Raw genomic sequence first — 19,070 nt, 5'->3', positions numbered from 1 at the left:
AAATAATATTTTGATCAAATATAGCTCTTTTAGATTATAAGGACCATGATATCCGTATTATTTTTAAAAAAATAAAGTGATACAACGCCCATTTATGACGATACCATCAAGGGAATTGCGACTTTTATCTAATATTTATTATGTGAACATTTTATGGAGAAACTCCTTGAATAAATAAAAGAATATCATATTGAGATTGCTATCTATACTACTTAAGATTATCGCAGGAATTCTCATAACATTCTTTCTCCTGGTCTTGTTTGTACGAAGCCCCTGGGGGCAAAATGTAATTAAGAATCAGGTTTTCTCCTATCTTGAATCCAAAACCAATTCGACCATTACACTGGACCGAATTTACATCTCTTTTGCCGGAGATATCACCATCGAGAATCTCTACGTCGAAGATCTGAATCAAGATACTTTACTTTATTCCAGATCACTTACAGCTGGTATTCCCATTTGGCCGATCATCACCGGTCAGGGAATTTCTGTGAACCAACTGAAGTGGACAGGGGCCCGGGCAAATGTTTACCGTGATCAAGGATCTGATCATTTTAATTACCAGTTTTTACTGGATGCCTTTATTTCTACAGATTCTACGGAAAATATTTCCACAGATACTACTGCCGCTCCTATAAATATTTCAGTCGGCGATATACACTTGAGTGACATCCATGCAAACTATCACGATGAAGTAGCTGGAATGGACGCTGTAGTGCGTGTCGGCGAGTTCGATATTCGTATGGATCGGGTAGAACTGGACAGCATGATCTTTGAGGTGCAATCTGCGATGTTGAGTAATAGCCACTTTGTGTATCTTCAGACCAAACCATTTCCAGATTCGGAAACCACCACCAACACCTTACTTCCTGACCTGGCCTTGCACGACATTGAAGTATCCAATGTGACGGGCCGATATCAATCTACACCGGATGGAATTGATGCGGATGTAAACATCGGAGACTTTGTACTACGGGCATCAACCATCGATCTGCAAAACAATCAAATCCGGATCGAAAAAATAGGATTGTCCGAATCACAGATTCACCTGGATATGGCGGACCCGATAGCCACCGATATACCTACCGAAGAAACCACAACATCCGATTCCTTGGTAGCTTTTACCTGGCCGGAATGGGGCGTCTCTTTAGAAGAAATCGATTTGTCTGATAATCAGATCACCTACGTGACTGGTCCTGCACAGCCGACATCAGGACAATTTAATCCGGATGCGTTGTTCATTAGTGATTTCACACTTAGGGGCCAAAACATACAACTGAATGATAAATCGACCGAAGGCAAACTTAACCAGCTGCATTTCAAAGAAAAATCAGGAATCATCGTCGATCAGGTTCAAATGCAGTGGCAAATGGATGATCAGAAATTTAATCTGTCCAACATTCAGATCGAAGCAATGAAAAGCCGGCTGAAAGGTCATATTTCCGGCACTTATGAGACGGTCAATGATTTAATCAACAGACCAGAAACCACGAATATCGACTTGGACATACCGGAGTTTAAAGTAAATCCAACCCCCATCGCTCAATTTGTTCCCGAACTTCAGGAAAATCCATACCTGCAAGCTCTACGTCAAAAACCATTGACCGGCAATCTCCAGGCAAAAGGACCATTGGCATCCCTTCGCATTCAGGGCGCGGGAATCCGATGGGGTACGCACACTGCCGCATTTGCTTCAGGCAGCGTTGACCATGTCACGAACCCAGACCTGCTCCAATTCAACTTTCCGAATATTTTAATCAAAACCACCCGATCGGACATCAACACTTTCATGAGTGAAGATAGCCTCGGGATTCAGTACCCGGAAGTGATGAGGCTAACCGCAGATGTCTCCGGGAGCCCCAGTGACATCAAAACCACGACACTATTGGAAACATCCCTGGGAAAAGTTGCTTTGGAGGGTCGCTATGCAGAGACCGACAGCTTGTCATTCTCCGCCCTGGTCAACGTTCAAAATCTACAATTGGATACTTTATTGAAAAATCCTCAATTGGGCATACTAAGCCTTACAGCAGAAGCGGAGGGACAAGGACATGATGTTTCATCCTTGGATGCCACTCTGGAAGCCCGAATTGATTCGTTCTCACTAAACGATTACAGCATGGAGGATCTGCTCATGAAAGGGTCAGTTAACAATGGAGTCGGTTCGATTCATTCTACGTACCAGGACAGCAACCTCAACATGGATTTGACGGCAGAGGTCGTACTGGATTCCGTATCACCGGAAGTAGATGCCACACTCGATGTCAAAGATGCTGACCTGGCCTCACTAGGTCTGATGAACCAAAGAGTGAAATCATCATTTCTACTCCATGCTTACTTTAAAGGGAACGGAACCACGTTCACCACGAATGCCACCCTTAACAATGGTCAGATTCTCTACGACGGCACCAGTTACCCGACCGGCACAATTCACCTAAGCGCTTATGTCACCCCGGATACAACAGCCGGATCCATCAATAGCAGAATGTTGGATCTGGACCTGCAATCCAATACCTCGCCGGATGGATTTGCAACCGCTATATCGCGCCACATCACCAGTTATTTGAGTGATTCGACTCAAATAGCAGATACCACTTCTCAGCCGGTACATGTATTGGTGGAAGCTTCTCTACGACAGGATCCACTGTTGGATGAAGTTTTTCTGAAGGGCCTGGAAGAACTGGACACGATGAACTTAAAAGTGGACTTTCACGAAGAAGATAAAAACCTAATGGCCGCTATTGAAGTTCCCTATTTGAATTATTCCGGCATTGAAATCGATAGTTTGAGCTTTTCAGCTTCTTCGGATAAGGAACATTTCAATATGCAGATGGGATTGCAACAGATAGTGGCTGGTCCGCTGACCATCAATCGTACTTATTTCAGAAATATCGTTAAAAACCAGGTTTTGTATTCTGAGTTTGAAGCCAGATATCAGAATGATGAACTCGTCCATCTCAAAACAGAAACCATGAGCCGGAACGATAGTATTTTAATACATGTTGATCCTTCCGTGCTGGTATTTGATGCCAAAAACTGGCATATACCCGAACGAAATTTGATACGAATAGGGCAGCAAAAAATAGAATTTAAAAATTTCAACATGCAAAGCGGAGCCCAAAAATTCACCATTGACGACAACCCTGGCAATACAAGCCTAAACGTTCAATTTGAGGAGTTTAACCTGGCTAACATAATGAGTTACTTTAATCCTGATTCTCTACTGGCCACCGGACATATCAATGGGGGATTTACCGTGCAGGAACCGCTGGGCAATGCTGGTTTGATTGCTGATATCGCGATCCGTGATCTCCAGGTCATGGAAGTTAATATGGGGGAACTAAACTTGTCCGGAAGTACTGAGGATGCTAAGAATTATAAAGCAGACCTCAACCTGCGGGGTGGAGAAGTGGACCTTTCGGCAGTTGGTGAATACCAGACTACAGCGAACGACGCTGAAGTTAATCTGGATGTTACCATCGACCGGATTAGTATGAATGCCATTCAGTCCTTCTCGATGGGAGAGATTGAGGAATCATCTGGTTACTTGTCAGGCGATGTTCGTGCCGGAGGTTCTATGAGCAATCTCAATTATAACGGCGAACTGGTGTTTCACGATGCCCGTGTCACACCTACGATGCTCCAAACCCCATTTGATCTGGGAAGCCAGCAAATTACATTTGACAATGAAGGGATAAACCTCAATCAGTTTCAGATCTCGGATGCAGATGGCAACAAATTCACGACCAACGGAAAAATCATCACAGATGACTTGACCAATCCATCATTTGATCTGAAGATGCAGGCGAAGGACTTTCAGATCTTGAATGCATCGAAAACGGACGATGCGCAGTTTTACGGGAAAGCAAGCTTCAATGCAAAAGCCACACTCCAGGGAGATTTAAATCTACCGGTACTCCATGTGGAACTGGACGTCAATGCAGGCACCAATGTCACCTACATCATGCCTCAGGGCGAAGCCAATCTGAACAAACAAGAAGGAATCGTGGAGTTTGTCAACAAAAAGGCCCCCGAACCCGTCATGACAGAAGAAGAGGAGGAACAATCAATAGTGGTGCAAGGGTACGATATCAATGCCATTTTGTCCTTATCCAAAAACGCATCTTTCAAAGTCATCATCAGTGAACAAACGGGAGATCATTTTAAGATTGCCGGTGAAGGTGATTTAAGTTTCACCATCGATCCAACCGGACGAATGTCCCTTTCTGGAAATTATAGACTTCAAGATGGACATTATGAAATGAATCTGTACAATCTCGTCAACAGAAGATTTGACATTGCACAGGGAAGTACAGTAGCCTGGTCCGGCGACCCGTTTGATGCGAAACTGAATGTCCGGGCCATTTATGATATTGAGACCACGCCATCATCGCTTATGGCGAGTCAAACCTCGGCCGCTGATCCATCTGTTCGGAATCAGTATCAACAAAAGATGCCGTTTCTGGTGTACCTGAACCTGGACGGTCAACTGACCGAACCCAAACTTAGCTTTAGTCTTGATATGCCTGATGACGCCCGCGGTGATATGGGTGGGCAAGTTTATGGACGCATTCAGCAAATTAACCAGCAAGACCAGCTCTTGAATAAACAAGTATTCTCTCTGCTGGTTCTTGGACGATTCTATCCGGGGTCCGGCAGCGACGGCAGCTCTGGAGGCATCGTCAATGTAGCCCGCGACAATCTCAATCAAGCATTATCGGACCAACTCAACCTGTTCTCAGATAAACTGCTCGGGGATACCGGATTGGAATTAAATTTTGGACTCGATAGCTACACCGACTACCAGGGCAAAAATCCCCAAAACAGAACCCAATTGGATATCGCTGCAAAAAAAACATTTCTGGACGATCGACTCATCGTAAAAGTAGGCAGCGAAGTCGACCTGGAAGGGGGCAACACCAATCCACAGGAAGAAAATCCTTTAATCGGGAACGTCAGCGTAGAGTACCTGCTGACCGAAAGTGGACAATTCCGCATAAGAGGTTTTCGTAAAAACACCTTTGAAAATGTCATCGATGGACAAACCATCATCAGCGGTCTGGCGCTTATTTTCACACGGGAGTTCAATAAGTTCAATGAACTGTGGAGCCCGCTGAGAACTGAGCAGGGTACAGAAAAAAATAACTGATAAGTGAATGAACAACATGCAAATCAAAGAAATAAGATTAATCAGTTGCCTATTAGCCATCCCATTACTTTTTGCCTGTAGTGTCAAAAAATTCATTCCGGAAGAAAAGACGCTCTATACCGGAGCCCAACTTGACCTAGATACGATGGGGAAAGTACAGGATTACAAAGAGCTGTCATATGTACTTGAAAATCTAATCCAGCCTGGTCCGAATAGCAGTATCTTAGGGTTAAAACCGGGGCTGTATGTTCATTTTAAGGCAGAAAGAGATACCGGATGGTTATATCGTTTTTTAGATCGAAAAATAGGGGAGGAGCCTGTTTATCTTTCTGCGGTTAATAGGGAATCTGTAGAAGACCTGATGCGCAACAGGCTGGAAAACCGAGGACATTTCAACAGTGTTCTCACAAGTGATATCGTATATAGCGAGGATAAGAAAATGGCCAGTATTAATTACCACGCCATAGTTCCGGAATATTATGAATTGGAAACATACCAATTGGAAGGGGACTCCCTGACCATTCATCAACAGATCAGAAACTACCAGGAAGAAACCGTTCTTCACAAAGGATCGAGGTTTGATCTGGAGAGAATGAAATTGGAACGCCAAAACATCGACGCATATCTCAAAACGCGCGGCTATTACAATTTCAACAGCGAGTTCCTTGAATTCCAGGCAGACACCAATCAATACGACAGCCGGAAATTTGACCTGTATTTAAAAATCAAAAATGATGTTCCCCAAAAATCACTCTTCCCTTATCGAATAAAGAAAGTGAACGTGTATCCCAATTACCACATCGGGCAGGATTCCATTCCATTAGATACCGTCCGGTTTCAGAATAAAAATTTTATTCGCGATGAATTGTACTTCAAGCCAGAGAAACTAGACCCGTTTATAAAAATTGAAAAAGGAGACTATTATAACTCCGATTATGCGAAGACCACAAGCCGTCGGTTAGGTTCTACGGGTGCTTATAAATTTGTCAATATACGCTTTGATGACCACGATGGACTTGGAAGAGATAGCGTAGGAGAACTTACGGCCAATATCTATCTGTCTCCGCTCACACAACGAGCGGTTAGGGCTCAGCTTCAAGCTGTCACCAAATCCAATAATTTTTCAGGCCCCTCCTTGGCCTTGACCTACACCAATCGAAATTTGTTTCACGGGGGCGAGATATTGGATTTGACTGCCAATGCCGGATACGAGACACAACTGAGCCGAAGTAAAGAACCCGGTCTCAATAGTCTGCAACTTAGTCTTAAAGGCGATTTGGTATTTCCCCGGGTGATCCTGCCGATACCGATTAATAACGATTGGTTTGATTACTCCATCCCCAAAACTCGTATCTCACTCGGCGGGGAGTACATCGCCAGAACTCAACTATTTTCAATGTCTTCCGTAACGGCTGCTTATGGATTCTTCTGGAGCGGAAATCGATTTGTGACCCATGATCTGAACCCGATTTCTATTACGTACTTGAACCTCCTTAAAAGCACTTCAGATTTTGAAGATATTCTGGATCGCAATCCATTTCTTCAGAGTAGCTTCAATCAACAATTTATCTCGGGCATGACCTATTCGTACACATACAATGGAATGGTTGACCAAAGTCAAAAACATCAATTTTTTCTCAATAGTAGTTTTGATGTTGCCGGGAATTTATTGAGTCTGATTACAGGTCAGCGGACAGGACCTCCAAAGACGTTCCTGGAATTGGAGTATGCTCAATATGCCAAAGCCGCACTGGATTTGCATTACCACATTAAGCTGGGAAGAAATCAGAAATTTGCCAGCCGTATATATGCCGGTCTTGGAGAGGCTTATGGAAATTCTGATGTCCTGCCATATAATAAACAATTTTATTCGGGTGGCCCGTACAGCGTCCGGGCATTCAATACGCGCAAGTTGGGTCCCGGCACCTATGATTCGGAAAAGAATCAGGAAACCAGTGCCACTTATTTTGATCAGACCGGTAATCTAAGACTGGAAGCCAATGTAGAGTACCGCTTTCCGGTGTACAGCTATTTACATGGTGCAGTGTTTGTAGATGCCGGAAATGTATGGATCACCACCGAAAATGAAGCATTACCTGGTGGACGATTTGATAAAAACTTCATGAACGAACTCGGCATTGGTCTAGGCGTTGGTCTACGGCTAGATATTCAAAGCTTTGTCATCAGAGTAGATCTCGCAGCACCCATGCACGATCCTGGACATGAACCCGGGCAGCGATGGGTTTATGATTTTGAGCACCCGGTTCTGAATCTTGCCGTAGGATATCCTTTTTGATTGGAGCTACCGCCGAAGCTTTATTGCATCGTAGTCCGATTTCATACTACATTGAATTTCCGTATTGGTTTGTCTAGACCAGAGCAGTCATACCAACCAGAGCAGTCATACCATTTACACAACTCCAACAGCGGTGAAAATCGAACGCTCTGCGTTTTCCTATAATTATTATTATGTTAAATAGAATAAAGTAACGCTGCTTGCATGCAGATCTCGTGAGAAATATCTATCTTAGTAACAACTTAAATAAATACGTCCAATGGGAATACTCAATGATCTCAAAAAGGTAATTTTCGGAGCCAAGTCCGTTGCCCGATCCACCGGTCGAAAAGCGTCGAAGAAAAGCGATGAGTTTTCGGAAAGTATCAAAGAAAAAGGCAATGAACTTTATGAATCAGCCCGCAAGAATGCAGATCGATTTGGCGATAAAGCGGAAGATGCCGTGGATAACCTTTTAGAAAAATACCGTCATTGGCGTTCTGATATTAAAAATAAATCCGAAGAATTCACTTCTGAGATGTCAGAAAAGTTTGATGAAGCAGCTTCTAAAGCCGATGAACGAATGGAAGCTTTGCAACAACGAGCTGCTGAATTTCGAAAGGAACTTGAAGAAGATGATCAGCATCATACGGAAGATGAGATCAAGGATACGATCAAAAGTATGGAACAAGAACGAGAATCCATACAAGAGGATCTTAAAAATGAGGCGGAAGAAATCCGTTATAAAGCGGAGTCCATCAGCAATCGAATGAAAGACCAAATCCACGACGAACAAGAGAAAGTCAGAACAGGATCAGAACGGATAAAAGATTCTACAGAAGCCATCGGTGAATCAATCCTTGCTGGTGCTGCTGACATTTTGGATAAATTGCGTCAGGGTGCCTCGTCAATGAGTGAAAAACTAGAACATAAAAGTGAAGAAATTCAGCAAAAAGCCACCAAATACCTCCATGAAAAGGATGAAAACGGGCTCAGCCTGATCGACAAAGCCAAAGCGAACATTGAACAACTCAAATCAAAATGGCAACAAACGGTGGACAAAGCTCAGGATGCTGCCAAGGAACACGAAAAAAACAAGGACACTCCCTATCAGTCTTCGCCGCAAGACAAAGCAAACCTGCGAAATTCGGAAATGGATGATAAAGATGAATTCTGGCGAAAAGCAGAAGCGTTTGCCGCCGGAGACTACGATCGGGTCAAAGAAGTCAAACTGGAAAAAACCAGGGAGATACCTTCGAAAAAACCTTCTTCTCCCGCACCCGGATTCGTTGATGAAGATGGCGATGGAAATGAAATCGTCGATGATGCGACGGTAATCAGTGAAGAAGAATAATAATTGTTGGCCAACCACCCTTTTTTTATTTTCCAGATATAAGTCGCATTTCTAGTGCAATCTGTAGCTACTCTAAGTCATCCGGGTTATTTTGTCGATCCCCTTACTGATCGAAAACGCTTCCGCGATATAACGTAAAACAAGGAATCAATATCTGACACTAGCCAGAAAGTACGGCGAATAGCGTCCAGATAGTTATCGAATCTTCTGAGCTATCTGTTCTGTACTTCATAAAACCCAAGAATACCCATTCATGAACTGGAGGATTTCTTGATGCCATCTTGCCTTATCAGATGCAATAGATCCCATTTTTATCTACATCTCCCAAGCGCTGATAGGAGATGATGAAGGTAAAGATCGAACCATTTTCTTCTTCTTGTATTTATTTAGACTTATTAAACTTAGAATATAAACCATACAATATTTTTTATTCCATAAAATATCAATATTTTTGCCTATATATTCAAAACTGCAATAAACCATGGCTATATATATTACTGATGAATGCATAAACTGCGGAGCTTGCGAACCCGAATGCCCCAATAATGCCATTTATGAACCCGGTGTTGAATGGCGCATGGCAGATGGCACTACGATCGATAGTGACTATACCCTTCACGATGGAACGACCGTGGATGCGCTGGAGGATAATCCACCAGTTGATGAGGAAGTCTATTACATTGTACCGGATAAATGCACGGAATGCGTCGGTTTTCATGAAGAACCTCAGTGTGCGGCAGTGTGCCCGGTGGACTGCTGTCTCCCCGACCCCAATCATGAAGAATCAGAGGAAGTTCTGGCAGCTCGTCAGGCAACACTTCACGCTTGAATTAGTAACCTGAAATTAAGGAACATAAAACCTGTAAAAATTTTCGCGATTTATTTTGACTTTCGTTCAAAAATTGAGTATTTTTAGAGCCATACGAGAAATTTAAAAAGAAATATTCAATGGAGACAGTCCAAAATAGCGTACGAATCATAAAGGGCGGTGAGTTTGTTATAGCTCAGGAAGAATCGGAATCCATATTCTTTCCGGAAGATGCGACTGAAGATCAAAAAATGATCATGGAGTCGCTTTCAGATTTTATTGACTCAGAGATAAAACCAAAGCTTCCTGCCATTGAAAAGGGAGAATTTAGCAATACGGTATCGATCATTGAAAAGATGGGCGAGATGGGATTTCTAGGAATTCATATGCCCGAGGAATACGGTGGCATGCAAATGGGGACGAACACCGATATTATTGTCAATGAATTGTTGGGCCCCTTGCATTCATTCAATGTCAGTTATTCCGTGCAAACCGGAATTGGAATGCTACCCTTCTTATTTTTCGGAACAGAATCACAAAAAGAAAAATACCTCACAAAAATAATCTCCGGTGATCTGAAACCTGCTTATTGCCTGACAGAACCGACATCCGGTTCGGATGCCCTATCGGCGAAAGCGGTGGCTGTGTTGGATGAAACGGGTGAAAACTATATCCTTAATGGTCAAAAGATGTGGATTTCAAACAGTGGTTTCGCTGATATCCTGATCGTTTTTGCCAAAATTGACGGAGAGAAGTTCACCGCTTTTATTGTAGATGCCCACGCTGAGGGCGTTAGTCTGGGCGAAGAGGAAGACAAAATGGGGATCCATGGTTCATCGACGCGCATGGTTTTTCTAGAAGATGTCAGAGTACCTGTGGAAGATGTTCTGGGTGATATCGGTCGCGGCCATATTATCGCCTTCAATGTTCTGAACATTGGTCGCCTCAAACTTGGCGTTCTTTGCATCTCTGGATCCAAAACCCTCATCGATTACAGCGTGCAATATGCGACTGACCGAATACAGTTCAATGTACCCATCTCCTCATTTGGTGCAATAAAGAAAAAAATTGCTGAACAATGCATTCGGACTTTTGCTGGGGAGAGCACACTTTACCGGACCTCCAGTTCCCTGGAGCACAAATCCAAACAACTCATGGAGAGTGGCAGCACCTATGCAGAAGCCAAGTTGAAAGCTGCCGAAGAATATGCGATTGAATGTGCCATTCTAAAGGTAGCCGGAAGTGAAATTATTGACTATGTAGCAGATGAAGCGGTTCAGATTTATGGTGGCATGGGATTCTCAGAGGAGACCCCGGTATCCCGAGCCTATCGCGATGCACGTATTAATCGTATCTTTGAAGGAACCAATGAAATCAACCGGTTATTGAGTATTAATATGCTGCTTAGAAAATCTGGTAAGGGCGAATATGATCTCACTGGTCCGGCTTGGGAGGTCCAAAAAGAATTAACTTCATTTGCCTCCCCGGGTAAGAAAAATGGATATCTGGCTGAAGAAAGCAAGTCGATACAAGACTTCAAGAAATTATTTTTAATGGTTTCCGGAGGTGCGGTCAAAAAACAAATGGACGGTGAACTAAACCTGGAGAAGGAACAACAGCTAATTCTCAACACAGCAGACATCCTAATCGACATATATATGGCAGAGTCATTTTATTTGCGGGTTCTAGAAATAAAGAAAAAGAAAATCAGACATTTGGAAATTTATGAAGCCATGCTGCGGGTATTTATGCACGATGTCAACCATCGAATAATGAAAAACGCCATCGATGCCGTGACGGGGTACACCAGTGGTGACTTGCTGAAAACTTATACCATGGGAATCAAAAGGTTTACCTCCTACCCTATCCAGAATGTAAGTAAATTAAGAACCACGATTGCAGACTTGGCCATTGCTGAGAACAAATATCCATTCCGCATGAATTAAAGATCTATTAAGTTGACATGGTTAATTAACTTAATGCAGTTGCCAGATCGGCAACTCATAACATGCTCTGATACTTTCGGAGCATGTTTTTTTATCTTGCACCAGGATCACTTTTGGCGTTAAAAAATTAACATTAAAATTGGCATCGATACCCTCTTATGACACTGTTATCACGGAAGCTCCGTTCCTTCCCTCAGTCTACACCATGGCGTTGTTAGCCCAGGCTGACCACATCCTATTTGAACAATATGAAAATTACACCAAAGGGACATACAGGAATAAAGGTGTGGTCCGGAGTAATCAGAACAATCAATACCTGATCGTTCCGCTCGTGAAAGGCAAACACCGCTCCCAACCGATTAAAATGGTCCAGATTGCCTATGATGAAGATTGGTTTAGAATTATGAAAAACAGGCTTCAGACCGAATACGGAAGTTTTCCATACTACCCCCATTATATAGAAGACATTCATGCAATTGTGGGCAGAAAGTACCGGTATTTATTTGACCTGAATATGCGTTTAATCCAATATTTCTTTGAGTTGCTTGAAATTACAAATTATTCATTGACCGAAAGCTATGTCCCCCAGTATTCGGAAGACCTCCTTGATCTAAGATCCAAGATAACCCCGCTATTTTTTAAAAATCATCCAGGGCTATTGAAACGCATTGAGCTTGAATATTTTTCTTTCATCCCGGGACATACTTTCTTGGAGGTATTATTCTCCTATGGTCCCGAATCCCGGCGATTGGTTGATGAATATGGTGCACGCATTCACTGGAGTGGATAAGTGCATACAATTAGCTTACAAATCATTTCAACGCTTCGACCTGCGCTGGCACTTTGTATAATTTGATAAGACGTTCAGCAAAAGCTTTATGACCCCGTGGTGCAAAAAGGATCAATTTACTATTTTTTAATTCAGCTAATTGACTGAGTAACTTCCACTTGGTAATCAATGGTTGAACATTCTCTGTTTTGAGAGCAATATCAAAATAATGTTTTTTTCCTCTTCTTTTGGCTGTAAAATCGGGCAATATTTCCTTGTCCGAAGAAACCTTCGTAAAGGATTTGGGATCCTCAAAATCATCAAGATTAGCCCGGAATTCTTTAAATCCTTTGGTTTTTGCGAACTCAATCGCTTTCTCAATGTAATCCCGTTTTTCTTCGATAGATACCATAGTATTGCTTTAATTATTTAATTCCATTCAATCTACTGCGCCTTATGCTATTCGTCTTTTAGGCCTGAAAATGTATTTCTACCCGCTTATCCCTCCGCACATAAGGTGCAATATGACACACTTTATCCAATTTAATGAGGAAATATACAAAATTAATAACACACCTTATATAGATTGGTTCATTTTAGCACCTGATCCGCTAAACAGTTCACGATTTTATCCGTTGCATATGTTTAAATAATTAGGTACATTCGGCGCTAAATTCATCTAAAAAATTACAGCAATGGTACATCAACACATTTTATTGACGTTTTTCTGTTCCTTGGTTGGGCTCACGGCGGCAAACAGTCAAAATGCATTAATTATTGGTCACCGGGGGGCTTCCTATGTCTACCCGGAAAACACGACTTTGTCTGCAGTGAAGGCGTGGGAAGAAGGAGCAGATGCCGTAGAAATAGACGTGTACCCCACAGCCGATGGAAAAATAGCGGTATTGCATGACCGAACCACCAAACGGACGACAGGCGCTGATTATAAGGTCAGCGAGACAAGTTCTGACGTACTAACCAAACTTGATGCCGGAAAATGGAAAGCACCACAATTTGAGGGAGAGCGCTTGCCTTTGTTAACTGATATTTTAGAAGTAATTCCCCGTTATAAAAAACTGGTTGTAGAGGTAAAATCCGGGTCTGAAATTGTTCCAATTTTGAAATCGCTATTAGAGGATCATCCCAAAAGATCACAAATTATTTTTATCGCGTTTGGATGGGAAGTGATCAACGACCTAAAAAATGAATTTCCCGATCTGCCTTGTTTTTGGTTGTCCTCCAAAAAAGCTGATGTGGCAGCACGTTGGGAATCTGTCAAGTCAAACGGGTTGGATGGAATCAACCTCCATCACAGTATAATTGATCAGGATCTGATTAATCAGGCACACAAAGATGACCTGGGAATTCTCTGCTGGACTGTAAACAAAGTGGAAGATGCACGACGACTGGCCCATATGGGTATCGATGGCATCACGACAGATCGTCCTGGATACATTCGCAAACATTTGCTCAGTGATATGGACTTCGAGCGTAAAACGAACTAATCCTTTATTAAGCTCGTTATCCTAACGTACACATATGATCGAAAAACAATATTATGCAGCCATTAGCTGACCGGATCAGGCCAGTGACACTAGATGATTTTTATGGTCAACAGCATTTGGTGGGAGAACAAGGGATTGTCCGAAAAAATATTTCCCGGGGATTTATCCCATCATTTTTACTTTGGGGCCCTCCCGGCGTTGGTAAGACTACCTTAGCGGGAATTATTGCGCACTTATTGGACCGGCCATATTATACATTATCTGCGGTAGATTCGGGCGTAAAGCAACTTCGAGAAATTATCGAGAAAGCAGATAAGTCCCGGGTTTTGGATCACGGATCACCGCTGCTTTTTATAGATGAGATTCACCGGTTTAGCAAGAGTCAGCAAGATTCCTTGCTGAATGCTGTGGAGAAAGGTAAAATTACCCTGATCGGTGCAACAACAGAAAATCCTTCTTTTGAGGTTATCTCTCCACTGTTGTCCAGAATGCAGGTGTACCGGATGAATCCCTTGTCGGAGAAAGAGCTTACAGAAATCATAGACCGTGCCCTGAAAACAGATCCTTATTTGAGTAAATTAAAGATCCGGTACGTGGATTATACCTCCTTGATCAAATTTGGCGGCGGAGATGCGCGACGGACACTCAACCTTCTGGAACAGGTGGCGCATCAGGCCAATGATGGAAGCAACGAGGTCCAGTTCACGGAAGATATAATCCGTGAAACAGCTCGCGTGAATCCGATGAACTACGATAAAAAAGGTGAGCAGCACTATGATATGATTTCTGCCTTTATAAAATCAGTTCGCGGTGGTGATCCGGATGCAGCTATATACTGGTTGGCCAGAATGCTAAATGGTGGAGAGGATCCCGTTTTTATCGCCCGACGACTAATCATTTTGGCCTCGGAAGACATCGGTCTGGCCAATCCCAATGCGTTATTGCTCGCCAACAATTGCTTTCAGGCCGTTCATCACATTGGTATGCCCGAGGCACGGATCCCGTTAGCCCAAACCACCATTTATCTGGCGACATCACCTAAAAGTAACTCTGCATACACTGCCATTAACAAAGCTATGGCTAAAGTAAAAAATTCTGAGTCACATATCGTACCTTTGCACCTCAGAAATGCACCGACAAAATTAATGCGGGACATGGATTATGGAAAGGAATACAAATATCCACATAATTATCCCGGTCATTTTACCCGGCAATCATATTTACCGGAAGAAATAAAAGGGACGCAATTTTATCAGCCTCAGAATAATCAAGCTGAAAAAAGAATTCAAGAACAACTAAACAAGTGGTGGAATCACCCAAATCAATCGAAAAAAGATGGAAAAACAACAAGGGAACCATGAGATTCAACTTATCGCGGAAAGTATTTCCGACTTTTGCAAGGAGCACATCGCCCCTTATGTCATGGAGTGGGATGAAGCTCAGGTATTTCCCAAAGAGTTGTTCACCCGCATGGGGAAACTTGGCGTCATGGGCGCTTTGGTTCCGACACAATATGGGGGGGCTGGTTTTGGCTACCACGAATATGTAGCTATCATCAAAGAAATCTCTAAAGTAGATCCATCAATCGGTCTTTCGTACGCTGCACATAATTCACTTTGCACGAATCACATCCTCCAGTTTGGCAGTGAGGAACAAAAAAACAAGTATCTGCCCAAATTGGCATCAGGGGAATGGATCGGTGCCTGGGGACTCACAGAGCCTACCACAGGAAGCGACGCCATGCGTATGAAATGCACCGCCACTCGAGATGGTGACCACTATATTCTCAACGGAACGAAAAACTGGATTACGCATGGAATCAGCGGAGAAGTAGCAGTAGTCATCGCCCGCACCGGAGAACCGATGGATAGTAAAGGCATGAGCGCATTTATTGTGGAGCGTGGAACCAAAGGATTTGAAGCCGGTAAAAAAGAAAACAAACTGGGAATGCGGGCCTCCGAAACAGCAGAAATGATCTTCGATCAGTGTCGCATACCAGTCAGTGCCAGGTTGGGAGAAGAAGGTCAGGGATTTCAGCAAGCTATGAAAATACTGGACGGTGGACGTATTTCCATTGCGGCCTTGAGCCTAGGCATAGCGGTGGGTGCTTACGAAGCCGCCCTGGAATACGCAAAACAACGGGAACAATTTGGCCAACCCATATCCAATTTTCAGGCAATCAGCTTTAAACTGGCTGATATGGCCACCGAAATTCAAGCTTCAGCATTACTTATTGAACAGGCATCTGAAAAAAAGAATAAACATCTGCCGATGACCAAAGAGTCCGCGATGGCTAAATATTTTGCATCAGAAGTTTGTGTCCGCGTTGCCACTGATGCGATCCAAATTTTTGGGGGCAACGGGTATACGAAAGAGTATCCTGTGGAAAAATTTTACAGAGATTCCAAACTGTGTACGATTGGAGAAGGAACGAGTGAAATTCAAAAAATTGTGATTTCCAGAAAAATTTTAAATGAATAACTGATACGCATGAAACAAGTTAATAGTTCAACCTTTTATCAGGAGATTATCAAAGCTTCATACCAGCAACCAGTTATTCTTCAGTTCTGGGCCCCCTGGTGTGGTCCGTGCCATGCATTGACAGATACCATCCAACACGTCGAGAGCAACTATCCTTTTCCGATCACCACGGCGGGAATCGATGTCGATCAGAACACAGATCTGGCGCTGGACCAAAAAGTGATGGGCGTACCCCATACAAAAGCCTTCGTTAGTGGATATCCAATCGACCAGTTCTCCGATCCGTTATCAGAATTTGAACTTACTTTGTTTATACAAAATGCATTGCTTTGGCCATATATTTTAAGATACAGTCATTATACCGAAAATCCGGAAAATAAATGGATTGAAAACCTGGAGCAGAGTATTGAGCGCTCATCCAGAAAAGAAGTTTACTTGCTAACCTTAGCCCGCCATTATTTTTTTACTGACCCGGATAAAAGCAGAAAATTCCTGGGCATGATTCCCGATCAATCGGACCAAATGGAGGACCGATTGTTTATAACAGATCTGTTCGCCTTAATGGAAGTCCAATATTCTGATGATCCGGTAATCAAGAAAATGTGGGCGGCAAAAAATTCTTTGGCAAAGAAAAACTTTGAATCTACCTACCAATTTTTACTTCAAGCCAATCGGATGAATGATCCTTCTACCCAAGAACTTCCCAAAATGGCACTTCTGGCTTTTCGACAGTTTCTCGGCGCTACGCATGAGCTCAATCGGAAATATAGTACGCAGTTCTCACAGGTTATATAGCCGTCGCCAAATCCTTGGAGAGCAACTCGGGGATTTCCAAAAGCAGGATGCTTATGTTACATTACGCCAATGAATGTGGCACAGTTCCCTCTCTCTGGAAAATACTTACATTCTCTGCTGCTTTCTTCATCAGTCGTTGGCGAGCGTCCAATGTAGCCCACGCCATATGACTCGTGGTTATACAGTTGGGAAGGGAAAGAAGCGGATGATCCACCGGCGGTGGTTCCTCTGTGAGCACGTCCAGTCCTGCACCTCTTATCCCTTTGACAATGAGTACATCATGCAGTGCTTGTTCATCTATTAGTCCACCCCGTGCGGTATTGATCAATATCGCTTCTTCTTTCATTTTAGATAAAAATTCTGCATTGACGAGCTGTGCAGTATCCTGTGTCAAAGGCAAATGCAAACTCACAAAATCAGCGGTGCGTGCCAATTCATCGAGTTCGACAAACCGAATGTCACCGTCCGATATCTTTTCGGGGCTCCGGGTATGGGTTATAATTCTCATACCAAAAGCTTTTCCTATCCGGGCTACAGCAGAACCAATGCTTCCCATTCCTACGATCCCCAGTGTTTTATGATGCAGTTCCGGAATACCCGGCGTATAAAACGTAAATTTTGGTTCGTTGGACCAGATTCCGTCCCGGGCCATCTGCCAGTGATAATTTACTTTATTAGTCAGCGTAAGAATCAGCGAAAAGACATGTTGAGCCACGCTATAGGTGCTATACCCTTCGATATTGCATACTTCGATTCCACGTTCTCGACAGGCTTCCAGATCAACATTATCATACCCTGTCGCCAGGATTTGTATCAACTTTAAATTAGGCAGATCTTCCAGAACCGAGCTGTTTATCTCCGTCTTATTGATCAATAAGACCTCTACATTGCTGTATTGATCAAAAAGTTTATCGGTGTCTGTGGAGTTCAGAAGAATAGCTTGATGGAATTCGTCATATTGCTTGACATCCAAATCTCCTGTGGTAACGGTATCAACTTCCAAAAATACGATTTGTGCCATAGTACTGTTTTAAATAAAAATGGGCAACCAAAGTTGCCCATTTAATTTCTAATTTCAAAATTTCTTCTGAGCCTGGATTATTCATGAAATTAAATTTATTCAGATCCAAGGCATGACTGAATGGAGTCGGAGTGAAACGAAGACCAAAAATGGTAAATCCATTTTTGATGAAGGAACCAAAATGACCTCATTTTGGGTGGGCCGTTAGAAATAGTGTACTATTTCAAGGCTTTCGCAACGAAGGAGATGGATGAATTTAATTCAAACAACTTCCCTATTTGAGAAATATTCAATTTCTCAAATAGGACTGAGAATGTATTAGTTAACGTTCTAACATCCCAAACTTTATTAGTTGTGGTGAATAGTTCAGGTTAGAACTTGAGACCGACAGTGGCTCCGATAATGGAGAAATTACTCTCAGCATCATCCAGAATTTTATTGAAACCGAACTCATAATCCACACCGACCACAAACACTCCAAACTCCAAACCGGCTCCAACTTTTCCGCTCCAATTCACATCTTTCACATCGTCATTTTTGATAAAATCATTTTCATCTTTTATCCCCAGGTTAAATGTGGGAACCACGCCGGCATTGATCACAAATTCAAAGTTTCCGCCCCCGGCGTTACTGAATGGAGACAATCCGACCATCAACGGAACTTTCAAGCTTTGCAGCCGGGCTGACTCTTTAAAGTCCGTTACAGTCCCGTCTGCTGCTTCCAGGGACAACGAGGAGGAATAAAAATGCGCTCCGGGCTGTAAAAACAATATATTTCCAAATCGGAAATCAGCTCCCAGATTCCAGCCGACGCGTCCGCCTTTGACATTTGTTGAATTAATTTCAGATTCAGAACTTAACACAGAATGCAGTCCTGCTTTAATAATAAAGTCTGCCTGCGCCTGTGCAGTGACACCCAGAGCCACAAACATACACACACTTAAAATAATCTTTTTCATAGTATTGG

General features: G+C 42.9%; 13 protein-coding genes. 10 read left to right on the top strand and 3 right to left on the bottom strand.

The window, feature by feature from the left end:
• Positions 1-190 precede the first annotated feature (190 nt).
• From KUV50_RS03180 to KUV50_RS03155, 6 genes are all read left to right on the top strand, one after another.
• Positions 191-5,149, top strand: a complete 4,959-nt coding sequence (locus KUV50_RS03180; protein WP_222578646.1) for a translocation/assembly module TamB — start codon at positions 191-193, stop codon at positions 5,147-5,149.
• Between the two features lie 7 nt (positions 5,150-5,156).
• Positions 5,157-7,445: a BamA/TamA family outer membrane protein gene (locus KUV50_RS03175; protein WP_222578645.1), complete on the top strand. Its 2,289-nt coding sequence runs from the start codon at positions 5,157-5,159 to the stop codon at positions 7,443-7,445.
• Positions 7,446-7,704: 259 nt separating this feature from the next.
• Positions 7,705-8,778: a hypothetical protein gene (locus tag KUV50_RS03170; protein WP_222578644.1), complete on the top strand. Its 1,074-nt coding sequence runs from the start codon at positions 7,705-7,707 to the stop codon at positions 8,776-8,778.
• Positions 8,779-9,259: 481 nt separating this feature from the next.
• A complete protein-coding gene (locus tag KUV50_RS03165; protein ID WP_222578643.1) occupies positions 9,260-9,607 on the top strand; it encodes a 4Fe-4S dicluster domain-containing protein in 348 nt (115 codons plus the stop codon).
• A 119-nt stretch (positions 9,608-9,726) separates the two neighbouring features.
• Positions 9,727-11,532, top strand: coding sequence for an acyl-CoA dehydrogenase family protein (locus tag KUV50_RS03160; RefSeq protein ID WP_222578642.1), 1,806 nt, complete (start codon positions 9,727-9,729; stop codon positions 11,530-11,532).
• Between the two features lie 139 nt (positions 11,533-11,671).
• Positions 11,672-12,322 (top strand): WbqC family protein, encoded by a 651-nt coding sequence (locus KUV50_RS03155; RefSeq protein WP_222578641.1) that lies wholly within the window; start codon positions 11,672-11,674, stop codon positions 12,320-12,322.
• A gap of 22 nt (positions 12,323-12,344) precedes the next feature.
• On the opposite strand, the gene KUV50_RS03150 is transcribed toward KUV50_RS03155, so the two are convergent.
• Positions 12,345-12,713: a hypothetical protein gene (locus KUV50_RS03150; protein ID WP_222578640.1), complete on the bottom strand. Its 369-nt coding sequence runs from the start codon at positions 12,711-12,713 to the stop codon at positions 12,345-12,347.
• A 283-nt stretch (positions 12,714-12,996) separates the two neighbouring features.
• Between KUV50_RS03150 and KUV50_RS03145 the strand changes: the two genes are divergently transcribed.
• Genes KUV50_RS03145 through KUV50_RS03130 form a run of 4 tightly spaced genes read left to right on the top strand, consistent with a single transcriptional unit; the run spans position 12,997 to position 17,082 of the window.
• Positions 12,997-13,806, top strand: coding sequence for a glycerophosphodiester phosphodiesterase (locus KUV50_RS03145; RefSeq protein ID WP_222578639.1), 810 nt, complete (start codon positions 12,997-12,999; stop codon positions 13,804-13,806).
• Between the two features lie 53 nt (positions 13,807-13,859).
• Positions 13,860-15,167 carry a replication-associated recombination protein A gene (locus KUV50_RS03140; protein ID WP_222578638.1) on the top strand — a complete coding sequence of 436 codons (1,308 nt, stop codon included), beginning with the start codon at positions 13,860-13,862 and terminating at the stop codon, positions 15,165-15,167.
• Complete coding sequence (locus KUV50_RS03135) at positions 15,142-16,287, top strand: acyl-CoA dehydrogenase family protein (RefSeq protein WP_222578637.1); 1,146 nt, start codon at positions 15,142-15,144, stop codon at positions 16,285-16,287. The genes KUV50_RS03140 and KUV50_RS03135 overlap by 26 nt, the downstream gene beginning before the upstream one ends.
• Positions 16,288-16,296: 9 nt before the next feature.
• On the top strand, positions 16,297-17,082 hold the full coding sequence (locus KUV50_RS03130) for a thioredoxin family protein (RefSeq protein WP_222578636.1): 786 nt from the start codon (positions 16,297-16,299) through the stop codon (positions 17,080-17,082).
• A 61-nt stretch (positions 17,083-17,143) separates the two neighbouring features.
• Here KUV50_RS03130 and KUV50_RS03125 read toward each other — a convergent pair whose 3' ends face one another.
• Positions 17,144-18,103 (bottom strand): D-2-hydroxyacid dehydrogenase, encoded by a 960-nt coding sequence (locus KUV50_RS03125; RefSeq protein ID WP_222578635.1) that lies wholly within the window; start codon positions 18,101-18,103, stop codon positions 17,144-17,146.
• Between the two features lie 371 nt (positions 18,104-18,474).
• Positions 18,475-19,062 (bottom strand): porin family protein, encoded by a 588-nt coding sequence (locus tag KUV50_RS03120; protein WP_222578634.1) that lies wholly within the window; start codon positions 19,060-19,062, stop codon positions 18,475-18,477.
• Positions 19,063-19,070: the final 8 nt, after the last annotated feature.

The organism is Membranihabitans marinus (assembly GCF_019802045.1).
Taxonomy (GTDB): Bacteria; Bacteroidota; Bacteroidia; order Chitinophagales; family Saprospiraceae; genus Membranihabitans; species Membranihabitans marinus_A.
This window is presented reverse-complemented; position numbering and strand designations above follow the sequence as displayed.

What these genes read in the sequence shown, in the direction of transcription:
- KUV50_RS03175 (WP_222578645.1), top strand. Translation starts at nt 5,157, where the DNA reads ATGAACAACATGCAAATCAAAGAAATAAGATTAATCAGTTGCCTATTA.
- KUV50_RS03170 (WP_222578644.1), top strand. Translation starts at nt 7,705, where the DNA reads ATGGGAATACTCAATGATCTCAAAAAGGTAATTTTCGGAGCCAAGTCC.
- KUV50_RS03165 (WP_222578643.1), top strand. Translation starts at nt 9,260, where the DNA reads ATGGCTATATATATTACTGATGAATGCATAAACTGCGGAGCTTGCGAA.
- KUV50_RS03160 (WP_222578642.1), top strand. Translation starts at nt 9,727, where the DNA reads ATGGAGACAGTCCAAAATAGCGTACGAATCATAAAGGGCGGTGAGTTT.
- KUV50_RS03150 (WP_222578640.1), bottom strand. Translation starts at nt 12,713, where the DNA reads ATGGTATCTATCGAAGAAAAACGGGATTACATTGAGAAAGCGATTGAG.
- KUV50_RS03145 (WP_222578639.1), top strand. Translation starts at nt 12,997, where the DNA reads ATGGTACATCAACACATTTTATTGACGTTTTTCTGTTCCTTGGTTGGG.
- KUV50_RS03140 (WP_222578638.1), top strand. Translation starts at nt 13,860, where the DNA reads ATGCAGCCATTAGCTGACCGGATCAGGCCAGTGACACTAGATGATTTT.
- KUV50_RS03135 (WP_222578637.1), top strand. Translation starts at nt 15,142, where the DNA reads ATGGAAAAACAACAAGGGAACCATGAGATTCAACTTATCGCGGAAAGT.
- KUV50_RS03130 (WP_222578636.1), top strand. Translation starts at nt 16,297, where the DNA reads ATGAAACAAGTTAATAGTTCAACCTTTTATCAGGAGATTATCAAAGCT.
- KUV50_RS03125 (WP_222578635.1), bottom strand. Translation starts at nt 18,103, where the DNA reads ATGGCACAAATCGTATTTTTGGAAGTTGATACCGTTACCACAGGAGAT.
- KUV50_RS03120 (WP_222578634.1), bottom strand. Translation starts at nt 19,062, where the DNA reads ATGAAAAAGATTATTTTAAGTGTGTGTATGTTTGTGGCTCTGGGTGTC.